Source organism: Actinomadura kijaniata (assembly GCF_014138665.1).
GTDB classification, from domain to species: domain Bacteria; phylum Actinomycetota; class Actinomycetes; order Streptosporangiales; family Streptosporangiaceae; genus Spirillospora; species Spirillospora kijaniata.
In genome coordinates this window covers 315,668-340,717 of record NZ_JACJIA010000009.1, presented here as the reverse complement: position 1 = coordinate 340,717, position 25,050 = coordinate 315,668, and the positions used below count along the sequence as shown (strand labels likewise).

The following is a 25,050-nucleotide window of genomic DNA, read 5'->3' as shown; positions in this document are numbered from 1 at the left end:
CGGTCCGCTGACGCCGGTCCGCTAACGCCAGGGCGCCATGGCCCGCTCGGTCTCCTTCGGGGTCGGCAGGCGCAGGATCCTCGGCATCTCCGCGGGCAGGCCGAGGCGCTGGGCGTGGGCGGCGGGGAACGTGCCCTCCGGGGTGCGGAACCCGCCGCGGTGCAGCACGTCCAGCGCCGCACGCGCGCCCAGCGTGGACCGGAACGCCTCGGCGGCGTCCGCGCGCGCCCAGTCCTTGGTGAGGACCGTGTAGGGGTGGTCCAGCAGGAGCGTGCCCTCGCGCGGCGCGAGCGCCGCCAGGGGGTTCGGCCGGTGGGCCTGGTTGTAGGCGACCACGGCCTGCTCGCCGGCGGCGAGCAGATGGCGGTCGAAGCGTTCGGCGGCGGTGATCCCGTCGAACGGCCCCGCCCTGGGGGTGGCGCGCAGCAGCGCCCGGGTGACCTCGCGCGGCGGGGCCTGCCCGCCGGTGGCCCGCGCCAGGCCGAGCGCCGTGACGGCTCCGGCCATGCCGCGGGCGGGGTCGACGGCGCGGCGGACCAGCTCCAGGCCCCCGGCGCGGTCGCGCAGCAGCAGCCGCCAGCTCGCGGTGGCGCCGGCGTCGCGCAGCTCGGCGGCGACGGGCCGGGGCGCGGCCAGCACGACCGGGGTCGTGGCGATCGACCGGCCGAACGGCGGGACGTTCCGCTGCCCCCTCTTCCGGGCCGCGCCGAGCCACAGCCCCGACTCGGGGATCCACACGTCCGCGCCGGTCGGGGCGCGCACGTACGCGGCGGGCTCGACCGGCTCGACGACCGCGCGGGCGCAGCGGTCCTCGCCGACCCGGCGGCCCTCGGCGTTGAAGCGGGAGGCGATCTCGTTCAGCGCGGGCGCGAGCCCGGGCTGCGCGGCGATCCGGATCTCCACGGGCGAGCCGTCGCACGAGGAGCCGAACGCCCCGGACGCCCACACGCCGCCCCCGGCCGCCGCGACGGCGACGGCGACGGCGGCCGCCCGGACGACGGGCCGCCGCCGCTTCGCCTCTTCCTCCACGGGGTCAGTAATACAGCACGGGCGTCACGAGCTCACCAGCGGCAGGTTCCGCAGCTTCCCGAAATGCCCGATGCCGTCGGTGCGGCGGGCGGCCTCGACGCGTTCGGCGGGGACCTCGCCGTAGAGGGTGTCGCGCTGGCGGGCGGGACGGCCCGCGCGCTCGGCGATGGCCTCCAGCTCGCTGATCGCCTTGAACGAGCCGTTCTCCGACCCGGCCATGCGGCTGATGGTCTCCTCCATCAGCGTGCCGCCCAGGTCGTTGACCCCGCCCTGGAGCACGCGCGTGCACAGCTCCTCGCCGAGCTTCACCCAGGAGGTCTGGATGTTGGGGATCGCGCCGTGCAGCAGGATCCGGGCCAGGGCGTGGACGGCGAGGTTCTCCCGGACGGTGGGCCCGGGGCGGGCCAGGCCCGCCAGGTAGATCGGCGAGTTGTGGTGCACGAACGGCAGCAGCACGAACTCGCTGAACCCGCCGGTCCGCTCCTGGATCGACCGCAGCAGCCTGATGTGCGCGACCCAGTGGGCGGGGGTGTCCACGTGCCCGTACATCATCGTCGAGGTCGTCGGCAGGCCGACCTCGTGGGCGGTGGTGACGACCTCGACCCACTGGTCGGTGGGCAGCTTGCCCTTGGTCAGCACCCAGCGGACGTCGTCGTCGAGGATCTCGGCGGCGGTGCCGGGCAGCGAGTCCACGCCCGCCTCCTTCGCCGCGATCAGCCACTCGCGGATCGACAGGTCGGTGCGGGCGACGCCGTTGACGACCTCCATCGGGCTGTAGGAGTGCAGGTGGATGCCCGGGGCGCGCTTCTTCACCTCGCGGGCGAGGTCGAAGTAGGCGGTGCCGGGCAGGTCGGGGTGGATGCCGCCCTGCATGCAGATCTCGGTCGCCCCGGCCTCCCACGCCTCGTCCACGCGGTCGCCGACCTGCTCCAGCGAGAGCGTGTAGGCGTCGGCGTCGGTGCGGCGCTGGGCGAACGCGCAGAACCGGCAGCCGGTGTAGCAGACGTTCGTGAAGTTGATGTTGCGGGTGACGACGTAGGTGACGTCGTCGCCGACGGCCTCGCGGCGCAGGTCGTCGGCGATCCTGGCGAGCGCGTCCAGCTCGGGGCCGTCGGCGTGCAGCAGCGCCAGCGCCTCGTCGTCGGACAGCCCGGCCGGGTCCCGCTCGGCGGCGGCGAGGGCCGCCCGGACGTCGGCGTCGAACCGGACCGGCGCGCCGATGCGCTCCCGGGCGGCGTCCCAGTCGCCGTAGACCTCGTCGAAGTCCTCGCGGCGGTCGCTCGTGCGGCCGGTGGTGTCGATCTCGACGTGCAGGTCGGTGCGGCCGGACGCCGCGAACCCGCCGTCCGGCTCCTGCCAGGGGCGGCCCTCGGGACGCGCGTCCTCGCGGGCCAGCCCGGTCGCCGGGTCGGCGAGCGCGGCGACGTGCCCGGCCAGGCGCGGGTCCAGCCACGGCTCGCCCCGGTTGACGTACTCGGGGTAGATCGTCAGGCGCTCGCGGAGGGTGAAGCCGGACTCGGCGGTCCGCGCGGCGAGCTCGTCGATCTGCGGCCAGGGGCGTTCGGGGTTGACGTGGTCGGGGGTCAGCGGGGAGACGCCGCCCCAGTCGTCGATGCCGGCGCGCAGCATCAGCGCGTACTCGTCGTCCACCAGGTTCGGCGGGGCCTGGAGGCGGGCCTTCGGGCCGAGGACCAGGCGGGCGACGGCGATGGTGGCGGCCAGCTCCTCCAGCTCGGCGTCCGGCATCGCCATCATCTTGGTGTCGGGCTTGGCGCGGAAGTTCTGGATGATCACTTCCTGGATCGCGCCGTACTCCCGCATCGTCCTGCGGATCGCGAACAGGGCGTCGGCGCGTTCGGCGACCGTCTCGCCGATGCCGATCAGGATGCCGGTGGTGAACGGGACGTTGACGCGCCCGGCGTCCTCCAGCACCCGCAGCCGCACCGCCGGGTCCTTGTCGGGCGACCCGAAGTGCGGCCCGCCCTTCTCGCTGAACAGCCGCGTCGCGGTGGTCTCCAGCATCATGCCCATGGACGGCGCCACGGGCTTGAGCCGCTGGAGGTCCCGCCAGCTCATGACGCCGGGGTTGAGGTGGGGCAGCAGCCCGGTCTCCTCCAGCACCCGCACGGCCATGGCGCGCACGTAGGAGAGGGTGTCGTCGTAGCCGTGCGCGTCCAGCCACTCGCGGGCGGCCTTCCAGCGGTCCTCGGGCCGGTCGCCGAGGGTGAACAGCGCCTCCTTGCAGCCCATCGCCGCGCCCTGCCGGGCGATCTCCAGCACCTCGTCGGGGCTGAGGTAGGGCGACTCCAGCCTGTGCGGGACGGTCGCGAACGTGCAGTACCCGCAGCGGTCCCGGCACAGCCGGGTCAGCGGGATGAAGACCTTCTTGCTGTAGGTGATGACGCCCGGCCGCCCGGCGGCCTCCAGTCCGGCGTCGCGCGTGCGGGCGGCGTAGGCGAGCAGGTCGTCGAGCTGCGCGCCGCGGGCGTGCAGCAGCGTGGTGGCCTCGGAGGGGTCGAGGGTCTTGCCGTCACGGGCTCGCGCCAACGCCCGTCGCAAGGCGGATTCGGTCACACCAGCGTCCATGCGGGCACTCTATGCCAATCGTCATAATTTCGGGGCGGGCGGGGAGCCCCGAACGATCGACGTCCGCAACAGCGACGGGCCGCGGCGATCTATTCCCCGCCCGGTCCCGGGAACGGCGACCGCTCCCCCGCCGGGATGCCGCGCACCAGGCCGGGCCGCCGTTCCACCAGCTCGTCGGCCGACCGGCGGAACGCCTCCAGCACCGCGCGCACCGACGGCCGCACCTCCGCGCCGACCCGCCACCACATGACCATCCGGCGGCGGACCGGGGCGTCGGCCAGATCGCGGACCACCACGCCGGTCTCGCGTTCGGCCAGGGCGAGGTCCGGCATGAGGGACACCGCCCCGGCGTTGGCGACCATCGCGCGCAGCACCAGCAGGTCGTTGGAGCGGATGCGGATGCGGGGCCGGAAGCCGCCGAGCTCGACGCAGGCGCGGTCCAGCAGGTCGGAGTGGTTGGTGCCGGGGTGGCCGGTCACCCACGGGGTGTCGGCCAGGTCCGCCATCCGCACCGGGTCGCCGGAGGCCGCCAGCGGGTGGTCGGCGGGCATCGCCAGCCGCATCGGCTCGGTGATGAGCACCTCGGCGGTCAGCTCGGGACGGCGCGGGCGCGGCAGATGGGAGTACTCGTCGGTGACCACGACGTCGATCTCCTGGAGCACCAGCGCCTGGAGCATCCGCTGGAACTCCTCGTCCAGGATCTCCACGACCAGGTCGGGGTACTCGGCGGCCAGGCCGGGCAGCGCGGGGGACAGCACGTGCAGCAGCGCGGTCTGGAAACCGACGACGCGGACCGTCCCGGCCACCCTCCCGCTGGCGGCCAGGCTGGCCTCGACGGCGTGCTGCGCGGCGGCCAGCAGCCCGTCGGCCTCCTCGGCGAGCACCTCCCCGGCCCGGGTCAGGCGCAACCGGCGGCCGACCCTCTCCACCAGCGGCACGCCCACCTCCCTCTGAAGCTGCGCGAGCTGCTGGGAGACCGCCGAGGGGGTGTACCCGAGGGCGTCGGCGACAGCGCCGACCGTGCCGCGCAGCTTCAGCTCACGCAGCGCCCTGAGCCGTTCCAGATCGAGCATCTTGAATCCTCCCCTCCCTGTTGGCGAGAGGAAGGGATTCCTCCCGCCACAGGGTACTTCGGGGATTTCCGGCTCAGGCCGCCTGGAAGCCCGGCGGGCTCCCAGGTCTTCCGCCATCATCACCGGCCGGGACGAAACCAGCCCGGACGAGCATCACATGTGCGGAGTTCTTGTCCCTCGGTGAAGTATGTCCGCACACGGTGCAGGTGTAGGTGCGTTCCGACAGCGGCAGCGCGTGCTTGGTTCTCGCTCCGCATCGTGCGCAGTCGGTAGTGGTGTGTTTGGGGTTCACGAACGTGACGACGCGGCCGTGTTTGCGCGCCATGTTGACCAACTCCGCCTTGGCCGTGCCGATGGCGGCATCGGCTGCCTTGCGAGCCAGGGTGGTCTTGGCCAGGAACCGGGGTCTGAAATCCTCCACCGCGATCCGATCGTGATCGGTCACGACCCGTTTGGCCCACTTACGGGCATCGTCGACACGTTGCCGTCTGACTTTCCTGTGCAGCTTGGCGGCGCGCCGCGCCGCGCGCTGGTACCCCCTGGACGCGGCCTGCCCCCGGGGGCGGCGTCGACGGGCCATCTGCCGTTGATACTTGGTCACGGTGGCAGCGGCTCTCCTGCCGTAAGCAGGGTGGGCGAGATCGTGGTCGTCGCTGGTGGTGGTGGCGATCTGGCGCACTCCCCAGTCCACTCCGATCGCCTTCCCGGTGGCAGGAAGCGGCTCGATCCGGGCGGGAACCACAAAGGAGCAGTACCAATGCCCCAGGACATCCCGGTACACCCGTACAGACGACGGCCGTCCGGGAAGGTCGCGCGACCACACCACCGTCACCGCTATCCCGCCCGCCAAGACCAGGCGGCCATCTCTCAGGCGGAACCCATGCCGGGTGTAGTTCAACGTCGGGAGCGCCAAGCCCTTCCTCTTGAACCGGGGCATCCCGGTTCGCCGCTTCACCGGAACCCGCTTGCGGATGTCGTCGACCGCTTTGGCACGGGCACGGCCGAAGTCCCGGATGATCTGCTGCTGCGGCACCGAGGCACCTTCGCGGAGCCAGGCGTGTTCGGCACGCCATCCGGTCAGCATCCTGTCCAGCCGAGCCGGGCCGATCTCCTCCCCCGCCGCATGGGCGGCGCGGGATTCCGCAACACACTGGTTCCACACCCACCGACACCGGTCCCACTCGCGCCGCAACGCAATGCTCGCGCGACGCGACAGGCGGAGTCGATAGGTGTACCGAGCGTTCCCGATGCCCTGCGATGCCGCTGACGACATAAGGCGACTCTACAAGCAAAAGACGAACAAGATGACGAAGAGTAACGAAATCGATCCATGGAGCTACCGACGCTCGCGGGCTGGAACCTCTTACGAGGCTTTCGTTAAGCACCCCTTACACGAACCGTCCAGTAAAGATCGCTGGACCTACATGTTGGACGGAGTCAAACTAAAGGTACGAACCGCGCGGAACGTCCACAGAGCCCCGGCCAAGGCTCGCCCCCACACCCCCACAACCCGTGTGAAGGACGGTTCCTGTCATGCTCACCCTCATCGCACTGGTCCTGACCCTGACCGCGTTCGGTGTGCTCGGCGTCCTGTTCGGCGCCGACACCCGCGACGGGCTGGACTGGGCCCCCAACAACTTCCGGCTGCGCCGGAGGACCGAGCCCTCTTTCAGAACCGCCGGTAGTCACGCACCGGAAGACGCGGAGCGCGACGCTCGGCACGCGCGCCGTGAACTTCAAGCAGTCTGATGACGCGGTGCCGGTGACCCGCGTACGGGGCCAGCAGCTCCAGCATCCCGGCGTCGTCCACGGGGCGGCCGCACAGCGCCCGGCCCACGATCCGGGGCAGGTGGTAGTCGCCGACGGAGACCGCGTCGGCGTCGCCCAGCGCCCGCTGGCGGGCCTCGGCGGCCGTCCAGACCCCGATGCCCGGCAGGGAGGTCAGCCGCTCCATCGAGGGGTCGGCCTCCAGCCGGTCCGCCATCCGGGCCGCACCGACGATGGTGCGGGCCCGGACGGGCTCGGCCCCGCTGCGGTGCCACTCCCACGACGGGATCAGCGCCCAGACCCGGGGCGGCGGCGGGACCCGCAGCCCCCGGGTCGACTCCGCCGGGCCGGGGGCGGGCTCGCCGAACCGGCGCAGCAGGTACCCCCAGGCCCGCCACGCCTCCTCCAGCAGGACCTTCTGCTCCAGGATCGACGGCACCAGCGCCTCGAAGACCAGACCGGTCCGGGCCAGGCGCAGCCCGGCGCTGCGCCGCACCGCCTCCGCGACGGCCGGGTGGCGCGCCACGAACTCCTCGGGGACGTCGCCGGCGCCCAGCAGCTCCGGCAGGCCCTCCAGCAGCCAGCCCGCGCCCTCACCCCAGGCGGCGGCGTGGACGACGCTCCCCCGCTGCCGCAGCCGCAGCGTCCCCGGCCCCTCGGGCGTGCGGCAGGCGCGCCAGAACGTCCCGTCGCGGTCGATCCGGAACGCCGGGTCGTTCGGCCCGCGCCGGACCGGCCGTAGCACCCGTCTGAGATCCAGGGGCCACGGCGCGGTCCAGTCCCGGGTCAGCACGTTCGCGAGCCCCGCGCTCAGGAGTCGTCGGCCGAGAACCGCACGGCGGTCGGCGGCAGCGCGATGCCCGGCCACAGGCGCAGCCCGTTGCGCAGCTCGTTGCCGGGGCCGACGGACGCGCCGTCGCCCAGGATCACCCCGTCCAGCACCGCGCCCGCGCCGACCCGCGCGCCGCGCCCGACCACCGAGTCGCGGACCGTCGCGCCCTCGGCCACGAACGCGCCGTCCTGGAGCACGCTGCCCTCCACGGTCGCGCCGCCCTCGACCTCCGCGCCGCGCCCGACGGCCGTCCCGCCGCGCACCACCGCGCGGGGCGACACGACCGCGCCGTCCAGCAGCAGCCGCTGGCCCGGCTCGCCCGGCATCGCGGGCGAGGCGATCCGGCCGAGGACCAGGTCGCGGGAGCCCTGCACGAACGCCTCGGGCGTGCCCACGTCCAGCCAGTAGCCCGCCTCGACATGCCCCATGACGACCTGCCCGGAGGAGATCAGTCCGGGGAACGTCTCGCGCTCCACCGACACGACCTCGCCCTCGGGGATCGTGTCGATCGCCGAGCGGCGGAACACGTAGCAGCCCGCGTTGATCTGGTCGGTGACGGGGTTGTTGGTCTTCTCCAGGAACGCCGTCACCCGGCCCTGCCCGTCGGTCGGCACCGACCCGAACCGGGAGGGGTCCTCCACCTTCGTCAGGTGCAGCGTCGCGGCGGCCCCGGCCTTCTCGTGCAGCTCCACCTGGGCGCGCACGTCGTGGCCGGACAGGATGTCGCCGTTGAGGATCAGGACGGGGTCGTCGGGCCCGCTGGTGAGCGCGGGCGCGGCGTTGCGGATCGCGCCGCCGGTGCCCAGGGGCTCACGCTCGCTGACGTAGGTCAGCTCCACGCCGTGCGCGGAGGTGCCGAACGCCGCCTCGAACATCTCCGCCCGGTAGGAGGTCGCGAACACGATGCGGGTCACCCCGGCGGCGTGCGCCCGCGCGAGCTGGTGCGCCAGGAACGGAGCCCCGGCGGTGGGCAGCAGCGGCTTCGGCGTCGAGATCGTCAACGGCCGCAGGCGCGTCCCCCGGCCCCCGACCAGCAAGATGGCTTCCATGGGCGACCAAACTACCGGGAAGCGGCGTACTGGGAGACGGCTCGCTCATACGACCGCAGATGCGCCCGCGCCGACTCCTCCCAGCTGAACTCCCGCGACCGCGCGACCGCCGCGGCGGCCAGCTCCCGGCGGCGGTCGGGGTCCACCACCAGGGACTCCAGCGCCGCCGCGATGCCCGCCGGATCGGGTTCGGTGTAGGCGACCGCGTCGCCCCCGACCTCCGGCAGCGGGCCGCGCCGCGTGGTCAGCACCGGCGCGCCGCACGCCATCGCCTCCAGCACCGGCAGCCCGAACCCCTCGCACCGGCTGGGCAGCGCCACCACCAGCGCCCCGCCGAAGAACCCCGGCAGCGCCGCCCACGGCAGGTAGCCGGGCCGCACCACCCGCAGCCCCAGCGGAACGGTCGCCAGCGCCGCGTCCACCTCGTCGTCCCAGCCGCCGCCGCCCGCCAGCACCAGCGCGGGCGGCTCGGGCAGGTGCTCGCAGGCCCGCGCCCAGCCGCGGATCAGGTTGGGGACGTTCTTGCGCGGCTCCAGCGCCCCCAGGTACGCCACGTAGGGGTAGCCGTGCAGGCCGAGCCGGTCCGACACCGACTTGACCTCGTCCTCGGACGGCCGGTGGAAGACCTGGTGGTCCACGCCGTGGTAGGCCACGTCGATGTGCGAGGGGTCGGCCCCCAGCACCCGCACCAGCTCGTCGCGCGTCGCCCGGGACGGCGCGACCAGCCGCGTCGCGCGGCGCGCGGCCGTGCGGGTGGCGGACTTGACGTAGGTGGTGCGCAGCGGGTCGTGGCGCTCGGGCTCGGTGAACAGCGTCACGTCGTGGATCGTCACGACCGTGGGGCGGCCGGGCCGGGTCGGGATCGTGTAGGTCGGCAGGTGGATGACGTCGGCCGCGACGCGCTCGGCGACCTGCGGCAGCCCGGTCTGCTCCCAGGCGAGCCGGGACGCCCGGTGCGCGAGCGCCGCCGGGCCCGGCACCACCCGCGCGTCCGGGGCGAGCCTGGCGAAGTGCTGCTCGTCGGCGCGCTGGCAGGCCACGGCCAGGTCCGCGCCGAGCGCGTGCAGCGCGCCCAGCAGGCCCTCCACGTACCGCCCCAGCCCGCCCCGGTCGGCCGGGACGGCGGTGGCGTCGATCAGAACCCGAGGTGTCCGGCGGCGGTCGGTGCCGACCGATCCCGTCACGGGGCTCACCCCTTCCGGTGGAAGTGAGTGGCGTAGATCACTCTTTGCCCTCAGCCTACGCCCCCGCCGGGGCTAGGCGGACCTTTTGCGGGCGTGCAGCAGCACGATGCTGCCCCTGTCGTTGGGCGCCCCGCGGTCGGCGAGCGCCACCAGCGGGGTGAGGGGGGCGGCGGCGTTGAAGCCCACCCTGCCCCCGTAGGCCGACAGCGACAGGTACAGCCGCTCGGCCGCCGCCGTCCGGAACTGGTAGCTGTACCGGACCAGGTCCATGCCGCGCTCGTCGAGCAGCTTGCCCAGCGTCTCGTGGGTGTAGGTGTGCTGCACGTGGTACTTGGCCTTGTGCGCGTCGCGCAGCTTCGGCCAGGCGTCGGCGCGGCTCAGCACGTCGGCCGACATGAACAGCTCGCCGCCGGGCGCGAGCACCCGGGCCATCTCGTCCAGCGACCTGCCGCCGTCGTCGAAGTGCTCGATCGCGCAGACCGACAGGATCGCGTCGAACGACCCGTCCCGGAACGGCAGCTTCAGCGCGTCGCACTCGATCAGCGCCGGGGGGTGCGCCAGGCTCTGCCCGTAGACCATCTTCTTGCGGGCCAGGTCGATCGAGACCGCCCACGCGCCGCGCCTGACGGTCTGACCCGCCCAGTAGCCGTCGCCGCCCGCGACGTCCAGGACGCGTTTGCCGCGCAGGTCCCGGCCCATCCAGTCGAGCAGCGTCCCGGCCTCTCGGTACCGGCAGACATGCACCTGGTGCCCCATGAAGGCGACCACATCGGAGAGTTTCATCGGCGCCACTTTACGGCGGGAACGGCGCCGTGCGTGCGAGGTGGGCGCGTTCACCTACCCTGGTGCGGTGAACGTCAAGGCCCTCGCGGTGCGGACCGTCCGTGTGCTGTTGGTGCTGCTCGCGCTGGGTTTCTGCGCGTGGAGCCTGGTCTCGCAGTGGGACGCGACCGTGCGGGCGTTCGAGCAGATGTCGGCGGGGACGCTGCTGGGGGCGTTCGCGTTCGGCGCGGCCGGGCTGTTCGCGTGGATGCTGGGGTGGCGGACGTTCCTGGTGGGCCTGGGCTCGCCGATGCCGCTGCGGCCCGCGTTCCGGATCACCGCGATCTCCGCGCTGGGCAAGTACGTGCCGGGCAAGGTGTGGGCGCTGGTCACGCAGATCGAGATGGCGCGCGAGCACCAGGTGCCCCGGGCGCGCAGCTTCTCGGCGACGATGCTGGCGATCGCCACGTCCACCGCGTGCGGGCTGGCGGTCGCGGCGGTGACGCTGCCGCTGTCCTCCCCCGCCGCGCGGGAGCGCTACTGGTGGCTGTTCCCGCTGGCCCCGGTGCTGCTGGCCTGCCTCCATCCGAGGATCGTGACGTGGGGGCTGGACACCGCGCTGCGGATCGTGCGGCGGCCCCCGCTGGAGCACCCCGTCGGGCTCGGCGCGACGCTGGTCGCGGTGGTGTGGACGCTGGCCGGCTGGCTGCTGTTCGGCGTCCACCTGTGGCTGCTGTGCATGGCCGTCGGCGGGGACGGGCCGAGCCTGCCGTTCGTGGCGACGGGCGCGTACGCGCTGGCGTTCGTCGCGGGGTTCCTGGTGTTCATCGCGCCCGGCGGGATCGGGGCGCGCGAGGGCGCGATGGTCGTGGTGCTGAGCCCGGTGCTGCCCGCCGGGGCCCCGATCGTGGTGGCGCTGGCGTCCCGGGTGCTGCTGACGGTCGCCGACCTGCTGGGCGCGGGGGTGGCGGTCCTGCTGGGCGGGCGGCCGAGGCCGCCCGCCCCGGCTCAGGACGAGGTCAGCTCGGCCACGTAGGCGTCCCAGAGGGGGCCGTGGTCCACCGGGCGCACCTGGGAGCGCAGCCGCTCCGGCTCGCCCGGCGCGTAGAAGCGGCGGATCGCGTCGGCCAGCGAGCTCACGTCCTCGGGGCCGACCAGCAGGCCGTCCACGCCGTCGCGGACCTGGTCGGGGAAGCCGCCGACGGTCGTCGCGATCACCGGGAGGCCGTGCTCGTGGGCGATCCAGACGTTCTGGGAGGCCGTCGCGGTCCGGTACGGCAGCACCAGGGCGTCGGCGCTGGCGAACAGGGCGGGCATCTCCGAGGCGGGGACGTAGCCCGGCCGCAGGTCCACCCGGGCGTTCAGGCCCAGCTCGCCGATCAGCGCCCTGGTCTCGTCCAGCCCGCCCCAGAACTCGCCCGCGACGGTCAGCGACACGTCCTCGGGCCCCTTGGCGAGCGCCCGCAGCAGGATGTCCAGCCCCTTGTAGGGCCGGACGATGCCGAAGAAGAGCAGGCGCTTCCGCGTGGGGGGACGACCCCCCACACCCCCCGGCTCCCGGTGGTGTCCGTCCTCGCTCCGCTCCGGGCGCCGGGCGCCCTCCACGTGCTCCGCACGGCTGACGGCCGGGGTTCGGGCGAGCAGGGAGTCCGCCCTGGGGAGGTGGGCGGGCATCTCGGCGGTGCGGATCGGCCTGGCGGTCAGGCCGCGGGCCAGGTCCGCCTGCTGGGCGGAGTGGACCAGGACGCCGTCCACCCGGCCCAGCAGCTTCTTCATCAGGGGGACGTCGTAGGGCTTGCGCTCGTGCGGCAGGACGTTGTGGCACAGCGCGACCGTCCGGGCCTTCCCGCCGATGCCGGTGAGGATGCCCAGGTAGGACGGCACCTGCACGGGGCTGAGGACCGACAGCACCACCAGGTCGGCCGACCGCAGGGCGCGGCCGACGCGGAACCAGCCGTCGGGACGCCGCCAGTCCAGGTCGCGGCCGGTGTTGGGGAACGGCTCCCCCTCCGGCTCCTCGATCGTCTGCCGGCCCGGGTACAGGAACCCCGGGTACTGGGCGCGCCAGGTCTCGATCCGCACGGTGTGCCCGGCGGCGGCCAGCCGGTGCGCCAGCTCGGTGGTGTGCTGCGCCCCGCCGCCCTTGTAGGGGAACGCGGGACCGACGATCGCGATGCGCACTAGACGTCTCCCCGGGATCTCACGATCAGGTCCGCCAGCAGGGCCATCGATCCGATGATCAACCCCGTCACGAAGATCATGATGGTGTTGTTGGCGAAGTAGCCGAAGTGGACGACCATGTCGAACACGCCCTTGAGCAGGCCGATCACGATCAGCCACAGCGCGGGCGGCATCAGGACCTTGAGCGGGTTGAAGTACATCACCATCCGCAGGACCTGGAGGATGTAGCGGTAGGCGTCCTTGAAGAAGTGGAACTTCGACTTGCCGGCCCGCTTGTAGTAGTCGATCGGCAGGTAGTGCACCGGGTGCTGGTTCGACAGGAACGCGATGGTGATCGTGGTGACGCAGGAGAACCCGGGCGGCAGCAGCCGCAGGTAGGGCAGCGACACCTGGCGGCGGAACGCCCGCAGCCCCGAGTTCAGGTCGGGGATCCGCGTGTTGGTGAGCCGCTCGGCGACCTTGCGGATGAACCACTTGGCGGGCACCCGCAGGAGCTTGTGCGTGCCCTCCTCGGTCTTGCGGGCCCCGACGACCTGGTCGACCGCCGGGTCGGTGTCGAGGATCTCCACCAGCTCGGGGATGCGCTCGTTGGGGTAGGTCATGTCGGCGTCGGTCCACACGACGATCTCGCCGCGGGCCTGCTGGGTGCCGATCCGGCGGACGGTGCCCGAGCCGCTGTTGTGCTGGAAGGCGATCACCCTCAGGTGCGGGAAGCGCGGTTCGGCCTCCCGCAGCCGTGCCAGGGTCTCGTCGGTGGAGCGGTCGTCGATGGCCAGCAGCTCATAGGTCTTGCCGCTGGCGTCCATCGCCTTGGTGATGCGCTCCACCTCGTCGATCACGTGATCCTGCTCGTTGTAGCAGGGCAGCACGATCGTCACGTGCACGGATTCGCTGGGCTCGGTACTCACGCACGGCGAGAATACTCGCCCCGGCGGCCCGGCGCGGACGGTCCGGCGCGCGGGGTCACCGGCGCGGCGGGAAGGTGAGCCACACGTCGATCTCCAGCGGCAGCGTGCCGCCCGGGGGGACCAGCAGCGTGCGCTCGTCCTGCCGGGTGCGCAGCGCGAGGCCGGGGGCGACCGGCCCGTGGGGCGCCAGCGGCGCCGGGTCGGCGGCCAGCAGCACCGGCCGCCGGCCGGCGCGGTAGACCCGGTCGGCGACGCGGCGCACGTCCTCGGGGGTGGCGGCGGCGGTGACGGCCGCGGCGGGCAGCCCGCACATCGACCGCACCACCGGCAGGAACCGGTCGGCGGTCGGCCGGTCCAGCGCCACGACCGAACGGCCCGGCCCCAGCCGGGCGCACAGCCCGCGCACGGCGGCGACCTCGCCCTGGTCGGTGCGCGCGTTCCACAGCCACGCCGACGCCAGCGCGACCGGCGCGGCCAGCGTCGTCACCGCGACCCACGCCGCCGCCGCGACGACCACCGTCCCGTATCCGGCGCACCGGAACCGCCGCACCGTCCACACCGCACCCCACACCGCCAGCAGCACCAGGCCGGGGATCACGATGTCGGCCAGCCGCCGCGACGCCCACGGATGGTCGGGCGCGACGGCGGGCCGCCACAGCGCCGTCGCCGTCGCCCATCCCACCACCGCGAGGGGGACGCCCCAGCCGGGCGCGCGGCCGAGCAGCAGCCGCCGCAGCAGCAGGCCCGCCGCGACGGCCGCCAGCAGCAGCACCGGCACCCCGACGTACCAGATGACCCAGTACAGCGAGATCTCCGCGTACTGGCGGGCGGGGTCGGCGGGCAGGCCGTTGAGGCGCTGCACCTCCGCGACGAACCGTTCGGCCGGGCCGTCGACGGACGCCGACCGCACCGTCTGCGCCAGCGGCCGGGCCGCCAGCACCGCGACCGCCGCCAGGGGGAGGACCGCCGCGGCGTTCGGCGGCCACCCGCGCGTCAGCGGGGTCGTCAGGTTCTTCAGCCGCGGCCCGGTGTGCCGGCCGCGCAGCAGGAACGCCAGCCCTCCGGCCGCGGCCAGCGCCAGCGCCGTGCCCAGCAGCAGCGGGACCGGCGAGTCGTGCGGGTACCGCGGGTGGGGCCGGGTCAGCAGCAGCCCCGCGGCCAGCCCGGCGCCCGCGCCCGCGGTCAGGCCCGCCGCCAGCATCGGCCCGGCGCGCCGCCGCCGCGCGGTCAGCAGCACGGCGGCCACCGCGACCGGCAGCACGTCCCGCAGCCCGTCGATCCGCACCAGCACGACCAGCCCGAACGCCAGCCCGGCCAGCAGCGCCTTGCCCCGGTACCGGCCGTCCCTGGCGTGCGGCCGGGCGTCGTGCAGCAGGCACAGCCCGCCGAGCAGCAGCACCAGCGCGGGGAGTTCGCTGAACGCGGCCCGCGACACCCAGATCATCGGCGCGGTCAGCGCCAGCAGCAGCGCCCCCACCGGAGCCCACCGGGGCCCGACCAGCCGCGCCGTCAGCCCGCCGAACGTCAGCACCGCGCCCGTCCCCAGCAGCGGGGCCGTCAGCAGCGACCCCTGCACGCCGCCGATCCAGCCGCCGAGCGCCAGCAGCAGCGGCAGCCCGGCCGCGAACGCCGGGACCACCGCCTCGCCCGCCTGGGCGAACCCCGGGCCGCCGAACTCCAGCGCCGGGTCGGCGCCGCCGAACGCCCAGCGCGCCTGCGGGATCGGCAGCGAGCCGTGGTCGCCGAGCCAGATCGCGATCTGCGCGTAGGCCCCCGGGTCGCGGCGCACGATGACCTGCTCGGAGCGCAGGGCGATCTGCGCCGCCAGGAACCCGGCCGCCACCAGCGCGACCCCGGCCGGCGACCACCACGGCGCGCGCGGCCCCCCGTCCGGCGCGGGCGCGTACCGCCACCCCCGCCACAGCGCCAGCGCGGCGGCCGGCAGGAACAGCGCGAACGCCGGGCCCGGCCCGAACGCCCCCGCCAGCAGCAACGCCGACGACACCGCCAGCCACGCCGTGCACAGCAGGACCGGGGCGAGGGTCATGCGGGCGAGCAGCCGGCCCCAGGTCATGCCCGCGGGCGCCCCGGTCCGTCGGAATGTGGATCCATCGTCGCGGAGCGTAGCGGCTCGCCCACCGCGCCCACCGGGAGGCGGGCCGGAGCGGGGACAAGCCATACCCTTCTGCTCCATGAGCGATGTGAGCGACGTCCGGTCGCCGGCCGACCTGCTGCGTCGGAGGGTCGCCGCCGACCCGTCCCGGCCGTTCGTGACGTTCTACGACGACCGGACCGGCGAGCGGGTGGAGCTGTCGGCGCGCACGTTCGACAACTGGGTCGCCAAGACCGCGAACCTGCTGGTGGACGGGCTGGGCGCGCAGCCGGGCACGCGCGTGGCGCTGGCGCTGCCGCCGCACTGGCAGACGGCGGTGTGGCTGCTGGCCTGCTGGTCGGCGGGGCTGGTCGCCCGGCCGCTCGACCCGGCGGAGGTGCGCGGCCGGGGCGGCGACCTGGCCGATCTGGTCGGGGCCGGCCCGGCCGGGGAGCCCTACCTGCTGGCGGCGGCCGAGGAGGTGCTGCCGGACGTGCTGGACGACCCGGACGCCGAGGAGGTCGTCGGGCTGTCGCTGCACGCGCTCGGCGGGCCGCTGGCCGAGGCCCCGCCCGGGATCACCGACTACGCCGTGGAGGTGCGGTCGTACGGCGACCGGTTCACCCCGCCCCCGGGAGTCACGCCTGACACACCAGCCCTATCTGTGACAAAGGCCACATTCACCGGGGCGCAGCTGGTGGCCGAAGCCCGCGCACACGCGGCGAAATGGGGGCTGGACGCCCAGGACAGGGTGTTGGTTGACATGCCGTACACCACACCCCTCGGGGTTCAGGCCGGTCTTCTTGCACCACTAACCTCAGGGGCTTCCGTCATAATCCAACGAAACTTCGACAAAACATCCCTAGATCGCCGCGTGACCCTGGAGCATGTGACCGCGGTGGCCGGACTGTCCGGATGGAATGACGCATCCGGGTCCGTACACCGGCTCGCCTGACCTACTCTCTGTTTCCCGACCCCCCAGGAAGCGGGCCAAGCCCCCACCCACGGAGCCGATGAACAGCAACCCGATGTACATGGAGTACGTCGACGACGCCGATCCGCCCCAGGATCCGGCGCGGCGACGCGGCTGGCGCATCCTCGGCTGGGTGTCGATCGGCCTGTCGGTCCTGCTGGTGGTCTCCTCGCTCACCTTCTACGGCTACTACCGGAAGGTGATGGGCAACATCAACCAGCAGGACCTCAACGCCGCGCTGGGCAGGGACCGGCCGAAGAAGCTCAACAGCGCGCTGAACATCCTGCTGCTCGGGTCCGACACCCGCGCTGGCGCCAACGGCAAGTACGGGCGGCAGATGCGGAACGACCCGCCCCGCTCCGACACCATGATCCTGCTGCACCTGTCGCCCGGCGGCGGCCAGGCGATGGGCATCAGCTTCCCCCGCGACCTGATGGTGCAGATGCCGCCCTGCAAGACCGCCAACGGCGGCCGGTCGGCCCCGCAGTCCCGGGCGCAGATCAACTCGGCGTTCACCATCGGCGGCGCGCCCTGCGTGGTCGCCACCATCGAGAAGCTCAGCCAGATCAAGATCGACCACTTCGTGCAGGTCGACTTCAACGGCTTCAAGACGATCACCCAGGCCGTCGGCGGCGTCCCGGTCTGCCTGAGCAAGAGCGTCAACGACCCCAAGTCCAAGCTGCGGCTGTCCGCCGGGCGGCACGTCATCAGCGGCGAGACCGCGCTGGCCTACGTCCGCAACCGGTACGGCCTCGGCGACGGCTCCGACACCGACCGCATCAAGCGCCAGCAGAAGTTCATGGGCGCGCTGGCCGACCGGGCGCTCAGCAAGGGCGTGCTCAGCGACCCCGGCAAGCTGACCGGGCTGCTCAGCGCGGTCACCAAGTCGCTGACCACCGACAGCGAGCTCAAGATCTCGACGATGATGCAGATCGCCCAGGGGATGCAGGGCATGTCCTCGGGCAAGCTGCGCTTCGTCACCGTCCCGTCCGGCCCGGACCCGCTCGACCCCAACCGGGTCGCGCTCACCGCCGCGGCCCAGCCGTTCTTCGCGGCCGTCCGCAACGACAAGACCGTGCCCGCGCCCGAGCCCAAGGGCAGCGCGCCGAAGATCCCCGCCAGCCAGGTCAGGGTCCGCGTCTTCAACGGCAGCGGCATCTACGGCCAGGCCGGCCGGGTGGCCGAGGACCTGCGCGCCCAGGGCTTCCAGGTCGAGGTCGGCGGCAACGCGCCGGGCCGGCAGACCGCCACCCGCGTGCTGTACGGCCCCGGCTCCGACCAGCACGCCCAGACCCTCGCCAAGGCGATCAACGGCGCCCCGCAGCCGCAGGCCCGCACCTCCGGCGGCGCGGCGGGCGTGGTGGACCTGATCGTCGGCAGCGGGTGGCCGGGCGTGAAGGCCCGCAGCGCGGGCCTGCCCACCAAGGTCCAGGGCGAGATCCGCGCCAACGAGGACCCCTGCAAGAAGCCCTGATCCGCGACATCCCGACCCGCGACGCCGTGGCCCCGCACGGCCCCGATCCCAGCAGTCCCCCTATCCCGAGGGTCGCCCCCGCCTCATGACGTACACGCTCAGGCCCGCAACGGAGACACCGCCGACGCCCCCCGACCCGGCCGCCGGGACGGGGGGGCGGGAGGCGGCGCCCGCGCCCCGGCGCAAGGAGCGCGACCCGTTCTTCGACAACGCCAAGTTCCTGGCGATCATCCTGGTGGTGGTCGGCCACGCCATCGCCGGGCTGATGAAGGTGCCGCTCGCCAAGGGGCTGTACCTGTACATCTACATGTTCCACATGCCGCTGTTCATCATGGTCACCGGCTACCTCTCGCGGAACTGGACGTTCTCCGGCAGCAAGGCCCGGCGGCTGATCACCACGGTCGGCGTGCCGTACGTGGTGTTCGAGACCGCCTACTCCACCTACGACTGGCTGGTCGGCCGCAACACCCTTGAGATCAGCCTGCTGAAGCCGTACTACCTGACCTGGTTCCTGTGCGCGCTGTTCATGTGGCGGCTGTCCACCCCGGTGTGGCAGCAGATCCGCTGGCCGCTGGCGGTGGCGGTGGCGTTCTCGCTGCTGTCGTACATGAGCGACCTCGGCGGCACCTTCAACATCCACCGGGTGATCGGGCTGCTGCCGTTCTACGTGCTGGGCCTGCTGCTGCGGCCCGAGCACTTCGAGGTCGTCAAGCGGCCGTCGTCGCGGTGGATCGGGTTCGGGATCCTGGCGGGCGGCCTGGGCGCCGCCTACCTGGCCATGAACCACATGGCCAAGGAGTGGATCTACTGGCGGTCGCCGCACGAGGACCTGGGCGTCGACAACGTCACCGGCACCGCGATGCGGATGGGCATGATGGTCTGCGCGACGGTGCTGGTGTTCGCGTTCCTGGCCGTGGTGCCGCGCCGCCGCACCTGGTTCACCGCGCTGGGCGCCAACACCCTGTACGCCTACCTGCTGCACGGGTTCGTCACGCGGGCGCTGTCGTTCTTCGGCTGGTGGAAGCTCGACTGGATGGCCACCACGCCCGGCACGATCGTGATCATCGTCGGGGCGGTCGTGATCGGCACGTTCCTGTGCTCCCCGCCGGTCAAGAAGGCGATGAGCTGGGCGCTGGAGCCCAAGATGACCTGGGCGTTCACCAGGCTGCGCCCGCCCGCGCGCGGCGGCGCGAAACGCTGACCCTCCCCGCGCGGGGCCCGGCGCGCCGCCAGGTCTCAATCCCGTGATCTTGCCCGGTCGTGCCGCATACCGGTCTTTCCACGCGAAATACTGTGCGTGGGACGTCGGCTCCGCCCGGCGCGGCCGGTCCGCTCCCGGGCCGTCACCCCGACATGTGACAAAAAAGCAACAGAGGGTAACCAACCTCCGGGGGTCGCTACCATCACGGAGGCCCCCGCGACCGTCTTCGGCCGGTATCACCCCCCGCAGCGCGGGAAGGTCTCATCGCAAGAGGAAAGGACAGTTCCCCATGGCGAACTTCACGCTGGACGACGTTCGGCAACGAACGTACAAAGCGCGTGACGCATGGTGGACGGTACTGCTGGTCGACCCGCTCGCCGCCCGGCTGGTCAAGGTCACGGCCAACCGGACCAACATCACCCCCAACCAGCTCACCGTCGGCGCGCTGATCCTCGGCCTCGGGGCGGGCGCCTGCTTCCTCGTCGGGACCTGGCCCTACCTCCTGCTCGGCGCGCTGCTGTACCACCTGTCGTTCACGCTCGACTGCATGGACGGCAAGATCGCCCGGCTGAAGGGCAACGGCTCGGTCTTCGGCGCCTGGCTGGACTACATCTTCGACCGGATCCGCGTGCTGCTCTGCGCGATCGCGCTGATGGCCGGGCAGTACCTGATCACCGGCAACGTGGCCTACGTGTGGACCGCCGTGGCCGTGGTGTTCCTGGACATGCTCCGCTACATGGACGCGCTGGAGACCTACAAGGTCCGCGCCCAGATGCGGGCCAAGCTGAACGCGACCCGGCTGGAGGCCCACGAGCTGGAGCTGGCCGCCCGCCGGCTCCGGGGCGAAGACGTCACCGCCGTCAGCGAGGAGCTGCGGGCCGCCGAGAGCGCGCTGCGCGGCGACCCGGAGGCCGACATGGAGGACCGGGTGCTGGGCGAGCAGCCCACCCACCAGGTGCTCCAGCAGGGCTTCCACGAGAAGTTCCCCTGGTACGCGCGGATCCGCCCGTTCCTGGCCCGCACCCGCATCCGGCCGCACCTGTTCAGCGGCATCGAGTTCCAGATGGGGGTGTTCGTCGTCGCCCCGGTGCTGGCGGCGGCCGCCCCCGGCGCGATCATCCCGACGACGGTCGTGGCGGGCGCGGGGCTGCTGGCGTTCGAGCTGGTCATCATCTACAAGTTCTGGCTCTCCACGCGCGACTACAGCCGCAGCCTGGCGAAGCTGGAGGGGAAGGTCGAGGCGCTGCGCGCGGAGCTGCCCGAGCAGGTTCCACTACTCGCACAGCGCGTGACCCCCTGAGACGGCGGAACGCCCCCGGCCGGTGGCCGGGGGCGTTCCGCGTTCCCGGGGCGCCGTCTCAGGCGCGCTGGCCCTCGTGCTCGGACTCCTCGGCGGCCTCGGGCCCCTCGGAGGTCTCCGGCTCGTCGGGGGCTTCCGGGTCGTCGAAGGTCTCCGGGGCGTCGGCGGCCTCGGGCTCCCCCGCGGCCTCGGGCCCCGACCGGGCGGGCGCGTGCGCGACCGCGCGGGGCTCGCGGGCCAGGGTGAGGCCCGCCGCCAGCACCGCGAACGGGATGCACGGCAGCAGGTAGCGGTAGTCGAAGTCCGCCGTGGCCGCCGGGACCACCAGCAGGGCCAGCGCGATGCCCCACGGCAGCAGGACCGGGCCGCCCAGCCGCCGGACGCGCAGCAGCACGCCCGCCAGGCCCACCAGCATGTAGATCCCGAGGAACGGGCCCCGCAGGTAGAAGGTGTGCTGGTAGTCGCGCATCCAGGCGCCCTGCGGCTCCACGACGCGGTGGATGACCGGCCTGCCGTTGGTGTACCAGTCGAGGTAGAGCCGCTGCATGTCCGACTGGGACGCGCCGACCGGGAAGTCGTACTGGGCCACCGTCCAGGGGGTCGGGTAGTCCTCGCGCTTCCACTCGAACGCGCGCAGCGTGTCGCGGACCACCACGTTCAGGTAGTCGCCGGGCTGCTTGGCGATGGCCTCCTTGACGAACTCCCCGGCGAGCTCGTTGGCGCGGACGCTGCGCTTGTCCTCGGGGAAGTGGCGGAACGGCGTGTCGCTGGTCCACATCGCCTGGTAGGCCCGGGCGGGGACCCGGGGCCGGGGCGGCACGTGGTCCATGCAGAACACCTCCAGCTCGGGCCTCGGCTTGATCACGTCGCAGCGGGCGAAGTCGACGACGCGGCCGTACATCCAGATCTGGTCGCTCTTGGTGAAGGTGTGGACCCCCCAGGTCCCGTGGAACCAGTGCAGGTAGAGCAGCAGCGGGACGGCGACCCCGGCGACCACCGACACCAGCGCCCGCCAGCCCGCGCGGCGCAGCAGCATGCAGAACAGCACCACGGCGATCAGCGGCAGGCCGACCGAGCGGACCATCGCCGCCGCGCCCAGCGCGAGCCCCGCCGGCGCGGCCGCCCACCAGCTCACCCGGCGCCGCCACAGCACCAGCGTCACGCCCGCCGTCAGCAGGAACGTGAACAGCCCGTCCGACATGAGCATGTGTTCGAGCTGGATCTGGTAGGCGTCGTAGAGCACCGGCAGCGTCACCGGCGTGGCCACCAGGCCGGGCGCCCAGGGCCGCCAGCGCGGCCGGCCGGCCCGCAGCCCCCGCCACACGATCGCGTAGACCATGACGCCGGTGAGCGCGCCCAGCGCGTGCTGGACCGCCAGCACCACGGTCCAGCTCTCGAACGGCCGCAGCGCCCACAGGAACACCGAGTACCCGCTCGGCCGCAGGTCGTCGGGGGCGAACTGGATCGCCGCGTTCAGGTACGTCCGCGAGTCCCCGAACCAGAAGATCCACGGGAAGCCGAGGATCGCGATCCAGCGCAGCGCCACCGCCCCGGCCAGCGCGGCGAGGAACAGGCCGTGCGCCGCCAGGAACCGTCCCGTGCCCCGTGCCGTCCGCCTCACGAGTTCTGCCACACGCAAACTGGGCTGCCTTCCCTTGGCCGGGCCGTTACCGTTTCGATGACGGCCTCCATGATTACGCAGCGTCGCGCCGCGGGGGGCGGTCGCCGACGCCACCGGCGGCGGAACGCGGGCCGGTCGTGGGGTCGCCCCCTCTGCCAGACGTCCGACGGACACGCCCGGTTGACCGGCGACGCGCGGGGGGTGTCGCCGGGTGTTCTCCCCGTGATCGGCGATTCCATGGGTACGCTGAGTGAACATCCGGTTACGTCGGTCGCCCGAAAGCCTACTCAGCCTCTTCCCAAAGGTCACATTGACGGTTTATGCCCAGGTCACGGCCGATGAGCCGGAGTGCGCGGCCCTCCGCGGGAGGCCGCCGCCCGGTCGCGGGGCCCGTCCGCGCGGGGTCGCCGTCCGGCGCGCTCCGGCGCCTGCCGGACACCGGTCACGCTCTGTGTCCAATTTGATCGTCCGACGGCGCCGGATACCCTTTTGTGCCCGAAGTCAGCGTTAACCTCACATGAGCAAGTGGCGAACCAACTCCCACGGTTGGCGCTAAAGTCCCTAGGGCGCTTCTGTCGGGACACCGGCGCTCCACGGCCGGTTCACCCGCAGGCTGCTCCCCTCGGCCCGCCCGTCCAGTAGTCGATTGGCCCACTGTATGAATTCCGGCCCCGCCCTCTCGCTCAGCATCATCGTCCCGGTCCACCGGGTGCAGGGATACCTGCGGCAGTGCCTGGACTCGATCCTGGTCCCCGACCTCCCCAGCCTGGAGGTCATCGCGGTGAACGACTGCTCGCCCGACCACAGCGGCGAGATCCTCGACGAGTACGCCGCCCGGGACCCGCGCCTCCAGGTGATCCACCTGACCGAGAACCAGGGCCTCGGCGGGGCCCGCAACGTCGGCCTCGACCGCGCCACCGGCGACTACGTGTGGTTCTTCGACAGCGACGACTACGCCACCTCCGACGGCGTCCGGTCGGTCTACGACCGGCTCTGCGAGACCCGCCCCGACGTGCTGGTCTTCGACTACGCCCGCGAGTACTGGGACGGCCGGGTCAAGCGCAGCGTGATCAACCACCTGTTCCGCGAGCCCCCGGCCCCGGACGTGTTCACCGCCGCCGACCGGCAGAGCGTGCTGCGGCTGATGATGACCGCCTGGAACCGCGCGATCCGCCGGGACTTCCTGCTGGGGCTCGGCCTGCGGTTCAGCCACGGGTACTACGAGGACGTCAACGTCACCTACCCGGTCCTCATGGCCGCCGAGAAGATCAGCCTGCTGGACCAGGTCTGCTACATCTACCGGCAGCGGCGGCAGGGCGCGATCACCCGCACCGCCTCCACCAAGCACTTCGACGCGTTCGCGCAGTACGACCGGATCTTCGCGTTCATGGACTCCATGGGCCCGGAGGCCGACCAGTTCCGCCCGATGATGTTCGACCGGACGATCTGGCACCTGCTGGTCATCCTGGAGCGTGGCGACCGCGTGCCGCCGTCCGAGCGCGCCCGGTTCTTCGCCGAGATGTCGAAGACGTTCAACAAGTACCGCCCGGCGGGCCACGACCGGCCCACCGAGGGCTCCATCGCCTCGGCCACCAAGAACCCCGGGCCGCTGCTGGAGACGCTCGCCGTCAAGTACGAGTTCATCCGGAAGAACGACCTCAAGGGCTACGACCGCTTCATGGCGCGCAAGGCCCTGCGCAAGAAGGCGGGCAAGGCCAAGAAGAAGGTCCGCAAGGGCATCAACTTCGCCAAGCGCAAGGGCATGCGGGCGTACTACCACACGCAGCTGCGCCGCCCGATCGAGGCCGACACCGCGGTGTTCGCCTCCTACTGGTACCGCGGCTACGCCTGCAACCCGGCCGCGATGTACGAGAAGGCCAGGGAGCTGGCCCCGCACGTCCGCAGCGTCTGGATCGTCAAGCCGTCCAAGGCGGCCGGGATGCCCAAGGGCGTCCCGTTCGTGGTCAGCGGGACCCGCGAGTACTACCGGACGATGGCCCGGTCCAGGTACTTCGTCAACAACGTGAACTTCCCCAACCACGTGATCAAGCGCAAGGGGCAGGTGCACGTGATGACGCAGCACGGCACCCCGCTCAAGCGCATGGGCCTGGACCAGCAGTACTTCCCCGCCGGCGCCAAGGGGATGGACTTCACCGAGCTGATGGAGCGCAGCGAGCGCTGGGACTTCCACGTCTCGGCCAACCCGCTGACGACCGAGGCGTGGGAGCGCAGCTTCCCGGTGAACGCCGAGATGCTGGAGATCGGCTACCCCCGCAACGACCGCCTGGTCCGCGCCACCGGCAAGGAGAGGGCCCGCCTCCGCGAGCGGCTGGCGATCCCCGAGGGCAAGAAGGCCGTCCTCTACACGCCCACGCACCGCGAGTACCGCAACAAGTTCGAGCCGATGTTCGACATCCAGCGGTTCGCGCGCGAGCTGGGCGACGAGTACGTGCTGCTGCTGCGGGCGCACTACTTCTACCGCCCGGCCCCCGGCACGCTGGACCCCGAGCGGGTCATCGACGTGTCGGCGTACCCGACCGTCGAGGACCTCTACATCGCCTCCGACGCGATGCTGACGGACTACTCGTCGGCGATGTTCGACTACGCGGTGCTGCCGGACCGGCCCATCGTGGTCTTCGCCAACGACTGGGAGACCTACAAGATCACCCGCGGCGTGAACTTCGACATCACCGAGTTCCCGCCCGGCCTGGTGGCCTACACCGAGGACGAGCTGCTCCAGTCGTTCGCGTCCGGGGCCCCGTGGGAGTCGCAGTACACCAAGTTCCGCGACGCGTTCCGCGAGCGGTTCTGCCCGTGGGAGGACGGTCAGGCCAGCGAGCGCGCGGTGCGCCGGATCTTCCTCGACGACAAGGACGCCGGCCGTCCGCCGAAGAGGTAGCCCCGGTCGGTTACCCTTCTGATCCCCTCCCCCAAGACCCCTCCGGCGTTCCAGGTGAACCCCCCGCACCCGGCGTTCCGCCGTTCCCCGCGCCCCTGACAGGGGGCGCGGGGCCCGCC

The 25,050-nt window shown here is 72.7% G+C and carries 18 protein-coding genes; 6 read left to right on the top strand and 12 right to left on the bottom strand.

Annotation, left to right across the window (positions count from 1 at the left end):
- Nucleotides 1-21 precede the first annotated feature (21 nt).
- The 8 genes from HNR61_RS31180 to HNR61_RS31145 all read right to left on the bottom strand — a co-directional run bounded on the left by HNR61_RS31180 (nucleotide 22) and on the right by HNR61_RS31145 (nucleotide 10,303).
- Complete coding sequence (locus tag HNR61_RS31180; protein WP_182846718.1) at nucleotides 22-1,029, bottom strand: substrate-binding domain-containing protein; 1,008 nt, start codon at nucleotides 1,027-1,029, stop codon at nucleotides 22-24.
- A 24-nt stretch (nucleotides 1,030-1,053) separates the two neighbouring features.
- Nucleotides 1,054-3,615 carry a bifunctional FO biosynthesis protein CofGH gene (locus HNR61_RS31175; RefSeq protein ID WP_182846717.1) on the bottom strand — a complete coding sequence of 854 codons (2,562 nt, stop codon included), beginning with the start codon at nucleotides 3,613-3,615 and terminating at the stop codon, nucleotides 1,054-1,056.
- Between the two features lie 89 nt (nucleotides 3,616-3,704).
- Nucleotides 3,705-4,688, bottom strand: coding sequence for a LysR family transcriptional regulator (locus HNR61_RS31170; RefSeq protein WP_182846716.1), 984 nt, complete (start codon nucleotides 4,686-4,688; stop codon nucleotides 3,705-3,707).
- 73 nt (nucleotides 4,689-4,761) lie between these two features.
- Entirely contained in the window at nucleotides 4,762-5,961 is a 1,200-nt protein-coding gene (locus tag HNR61_RS31165) for an RNA-guided endonuclease InsQ/TnpB family protein (RefSeq protein WP_182846715.1), read from the bottom strand.
- A 396-nt stretch (nucleotides 5,962-6,357) separates the two neighbouring features.
- On the bottom strand, nucleotides 6,358-7,200 hold the full coding sequence (locus HNR61_RS31160) for a DNA-3-methyladenine glycosylase family protein (protein ID WP_312898182.1): 843 nt from the start codon (nucleotides 7,198-7,200) through the stop codon (nucleotides 6,358-6,360).
- Nucleotides 7,201-7,265: 65 nt separating this feature from the next.
- Nucleotides 7,266-8,336 (bottom strand): mannose-1-phosphate guanylyltransferase, encoded by a 1,071-nt coding sequence (gene manB, locus HNR61_RS31155; RefSeq protein WP_182846714.1) that lies wholly within the window; start codon nucleotides 8,334-8,336, stop codon nucleotides 7,266-7,268.
- Between the two features lie 11 nt (nucleotides 8,337-8,347).
- Complete coding sequence (locus tag HNR61_RS31150) at nucleotides 8,348-9,520, bottom strand: glycosyltransferase family 4 protein (RefSeq protein WP_182846713.1); 1,173 nt, start codon at nucleotides 9,518-9,520, stop codon at nucleotides 8,348-8,350.
- 72 nt (nucleotides 9,521-9,592) lie between these two features.
- Complete coding sequence (locus HNR61_RS31145; protein ID WP_182846712.1) at nucleotides 9,593-10,303, bottom strand: class I SAM-dependent methyltransferase; 711 nt, start codon at nucleotides 10,301-10,303, stop codon at nucleotides 9,593-9,595.
- 67 nt (nucleotides 10,304-10,370) lie between these two features.
- Here HNR61_RS31145 and HNR61_RS31140 point away from each other — a divergent pair, with 67 nt between their 5' ends.
- Nucleotides 10,371-11,318 carry a lysylphosphatidylglycerol synthase transmembrane domain-containing protein gene (locus HNR61_RS31140; RefSeq protein ID WP_312898181.1) on the top strand — a complete coding sequence of 316 codons (948 nt, stop codon included), beginning with the start codon at nucleotides 10,371-10,373 and terminating at the stop codon, nucleotides 11,316-11,318.
- Here HNR61_RS31140 and HNR61_RS31135 read toward each other — a convergent pair.
- From HNR61_RS31135 to HNR61_RS31125, 3 genes are read right to left on the bottom strand one after another with little or no spacing between them, the layout of a single operon-like run.
- The gene (locus HNR61_RS31135; protein ID WP_182846711.1) at nucleotides 11,291-12,463 is read right to left on the bottom strand and encodes a glycosyltransferase family 4 protein; all 1,173 of its coding nucleotides are present in this window, start codon (nucleotides 12,461-12,463) and stop codon (nucleotides 11,291-11,293) included. The genes HNR61_RS31140 and HNR61_RS31135 overlap by 28 nt on opposite strands.
- A complete protein-coding gene (locus HNR61_RS31130; protein WP_067821273.1) occupies nucleotides 12,463-13,371 on the bottom strand; it encodes a glycosyltransferase family 2 protein in 909 nt (302 codons plus the stop codon). The genes HNR61_RS31135 and HNR61_RS31130 overlap by 1 nt, the downstream gene beginning before the upstream one ends.
- Before the next feature lie 55 nt (nucleotides 13,372-13,426).
- Nucleotides 13,427-15,445 (bottom strand): hypothetical protein, encoded by a 2,019-nt coding sequence (locus HNR61_RS31125; RefSeq protein ID WP_182846710.1) that lies wholly within the window; start codon nucleotides 15,443-15,445, stop codon nucleotides 13,427-13,429.
- A 118-nt stretch (nucleotides 15,446-15,563) separates the two neighbouring features.
- Between HNR61_RS31125 and HNR61_RS31120 the strand changes: the two genes are divergently transcribed.
- The 4 genes from HNR61_RS31120 (at nucleotide 15,564) to HNR61_RS31105 (ending at nucleotide 20,411) form a co-directional block, all read left to right on the top strand.
- Nucleotides 15,564-16,418, top strand: coding sequence for a TIGR03089 family protein (locus HNR61_RS31120; RefSeq protein WP_182846709.1), 855 nt, complete (start codon nucleotides 15,564-15,566; stop codon nucleotides 16,416-16,418).
- Between the two features lie 58 nt (nucleotides 16,419-16,476).
- Nucleotides 16,477-17,910: an LCP family protein gene (locus tag HNR61_RS31115; RefSeq protein WP_182846708.1), complete on the top strand. Its 1,434-nt coding sequence runs from the start codon at nucleotides 16,477-16,479 to the stop codon at nucleotides 17,908-17,910.
- A gap of 85 nt (nucleotides 17,911-17,995) precedes the next feature.
- On the top strand, nucleotides 17,996-19,111 hold the full coding sequence (locus tag HNR61_RS31110; protein WP_182846707.1) for an acyltransferase family protein: 1,116 nt from the start codon (nucleotides 17,996-17,998) through the stop codon (nucleotides 19,109-19,111).
- Nucleotides 19,112-19,400: 289 nt separating this feature from the next.
- Entirely contained in the window at nucleotides 19,401-20,411 is a 1,011-nt protein-coding gene (locus HNR61_RS31105) for a CDP-alcohol phosphatidyltransferase family protein (protein ID WP_182846706.1), read from the top strand.
- Nucleotides 20,412-20,469: 58 nt separating this feature from the next.
- On the opposite strand, the gene HNR61_RS31100 is transcribed toward HNR61_RS31105, so the two are convergent.
- On the bottom strand, nucleotides 20,470-22,044 hold the full coding sequence (locus HNR61_RS31100) for a hypothetical protein (protein WP_182846705.1): 1,575 nt from the start codon (nucleotides 22,042-22,044) through the stop codon (nucleotides 20,470-20,472).
- 646 nt (nucleotides 22,045-22,690) lie between these two features.
- Here HNR61_RS31100 and HNR61_RS31095 point away from each other — a divergent pair.
- Entirely contained in the window at nucleotides 22,691-24,931 is a 2,241-nt protein-coding gene (locus HNR61_RS31095; RefSeq protein ID WP_182846704.1) for a bifunctional glycosyltransferase/CDP-glycerol:glycerophosphate glycerophosphotransferase, read from the top strand.
- The last annotated feature ends 119 nt before the right edge of the window (nucleotides 24,932-25,050 follow it).

Coding starts and splice junctions, on each gene's coding strand:
- HNR61_RS31170 (WP_182846716.1), bottom strand. CDS start 4,688: ATGCTCGATCTGGAACGGCTCAGGGCGCTGCGTGAGCTGAAGCTGCGC.
- HNR61_RS31115 (WP_182846708.1), top strand. CDS start 16,477: ATGAACAGCAACCCGATGTACATGGAGTACGTCGACGACGCCGATCCG.
- HNR61_RS31120 (WP_182846709.1), top strand. CDS start 15,564: ATGAGCGATGTGAGCGACGTCCGGTCGCCGGCCGACCTGCTGCGTCGG.
- HNR61_RS31165 (WP_182846715.1), bottom strand. CDS start 5,961: ATGTCGTCAGCGGCATCGCAGGGCATCGGGAACGCTCGGTACACCTAT.
- manB (WP_182846714.1), bottom strand. CDS start 8,336: ATGGAAGCCATCTTGCTGGTCGGGGGCCGGGGGACGCGCCTGCGGCCG.
- HNR61_RS31105 (WP_182846706.1), top strand. CDS start 19,401: ATGGCGAACTTCACGCTGGACGACGTTCGGCAACGAACGTACAAAGCG.
- HNR61_RS31095 (WP_182846704.1), top strand. CDS start 22,691: ATGAATTCCGGCCCCGCCCTCTCGCTCAGCATCATCGTCCCGGTCCAC.
- HNR61_RS31145 (WP_182846712.1), bottom strand. CDS start 10,303: ATGAAACTCTCCGATGTGGTCGCCTTCATGGGGCACCAGGTGCATGTC.
- HNR61_RS31175 (WP_182846717.1), bottom strand. CDS start 3,615: ATGGACGCTGGTGTGACCGAATCCGCCTTGCGACGGGCGTTGGCGCGA.
- HNR61_RS31125 (WP_182846710.1), bottom strand. CDS start 15,445: ATGACCTGGGGCCGGCTGCTCGCCCGCATGACCCTCGCCCCGGTCCTG.
- HNR61_RS31110 (WP_182846707.1), top strand. CDS start 17,996: ATGACGTACACGCTCAGGCCCGCAACGGAGACACCGCCGACGCCCCCC.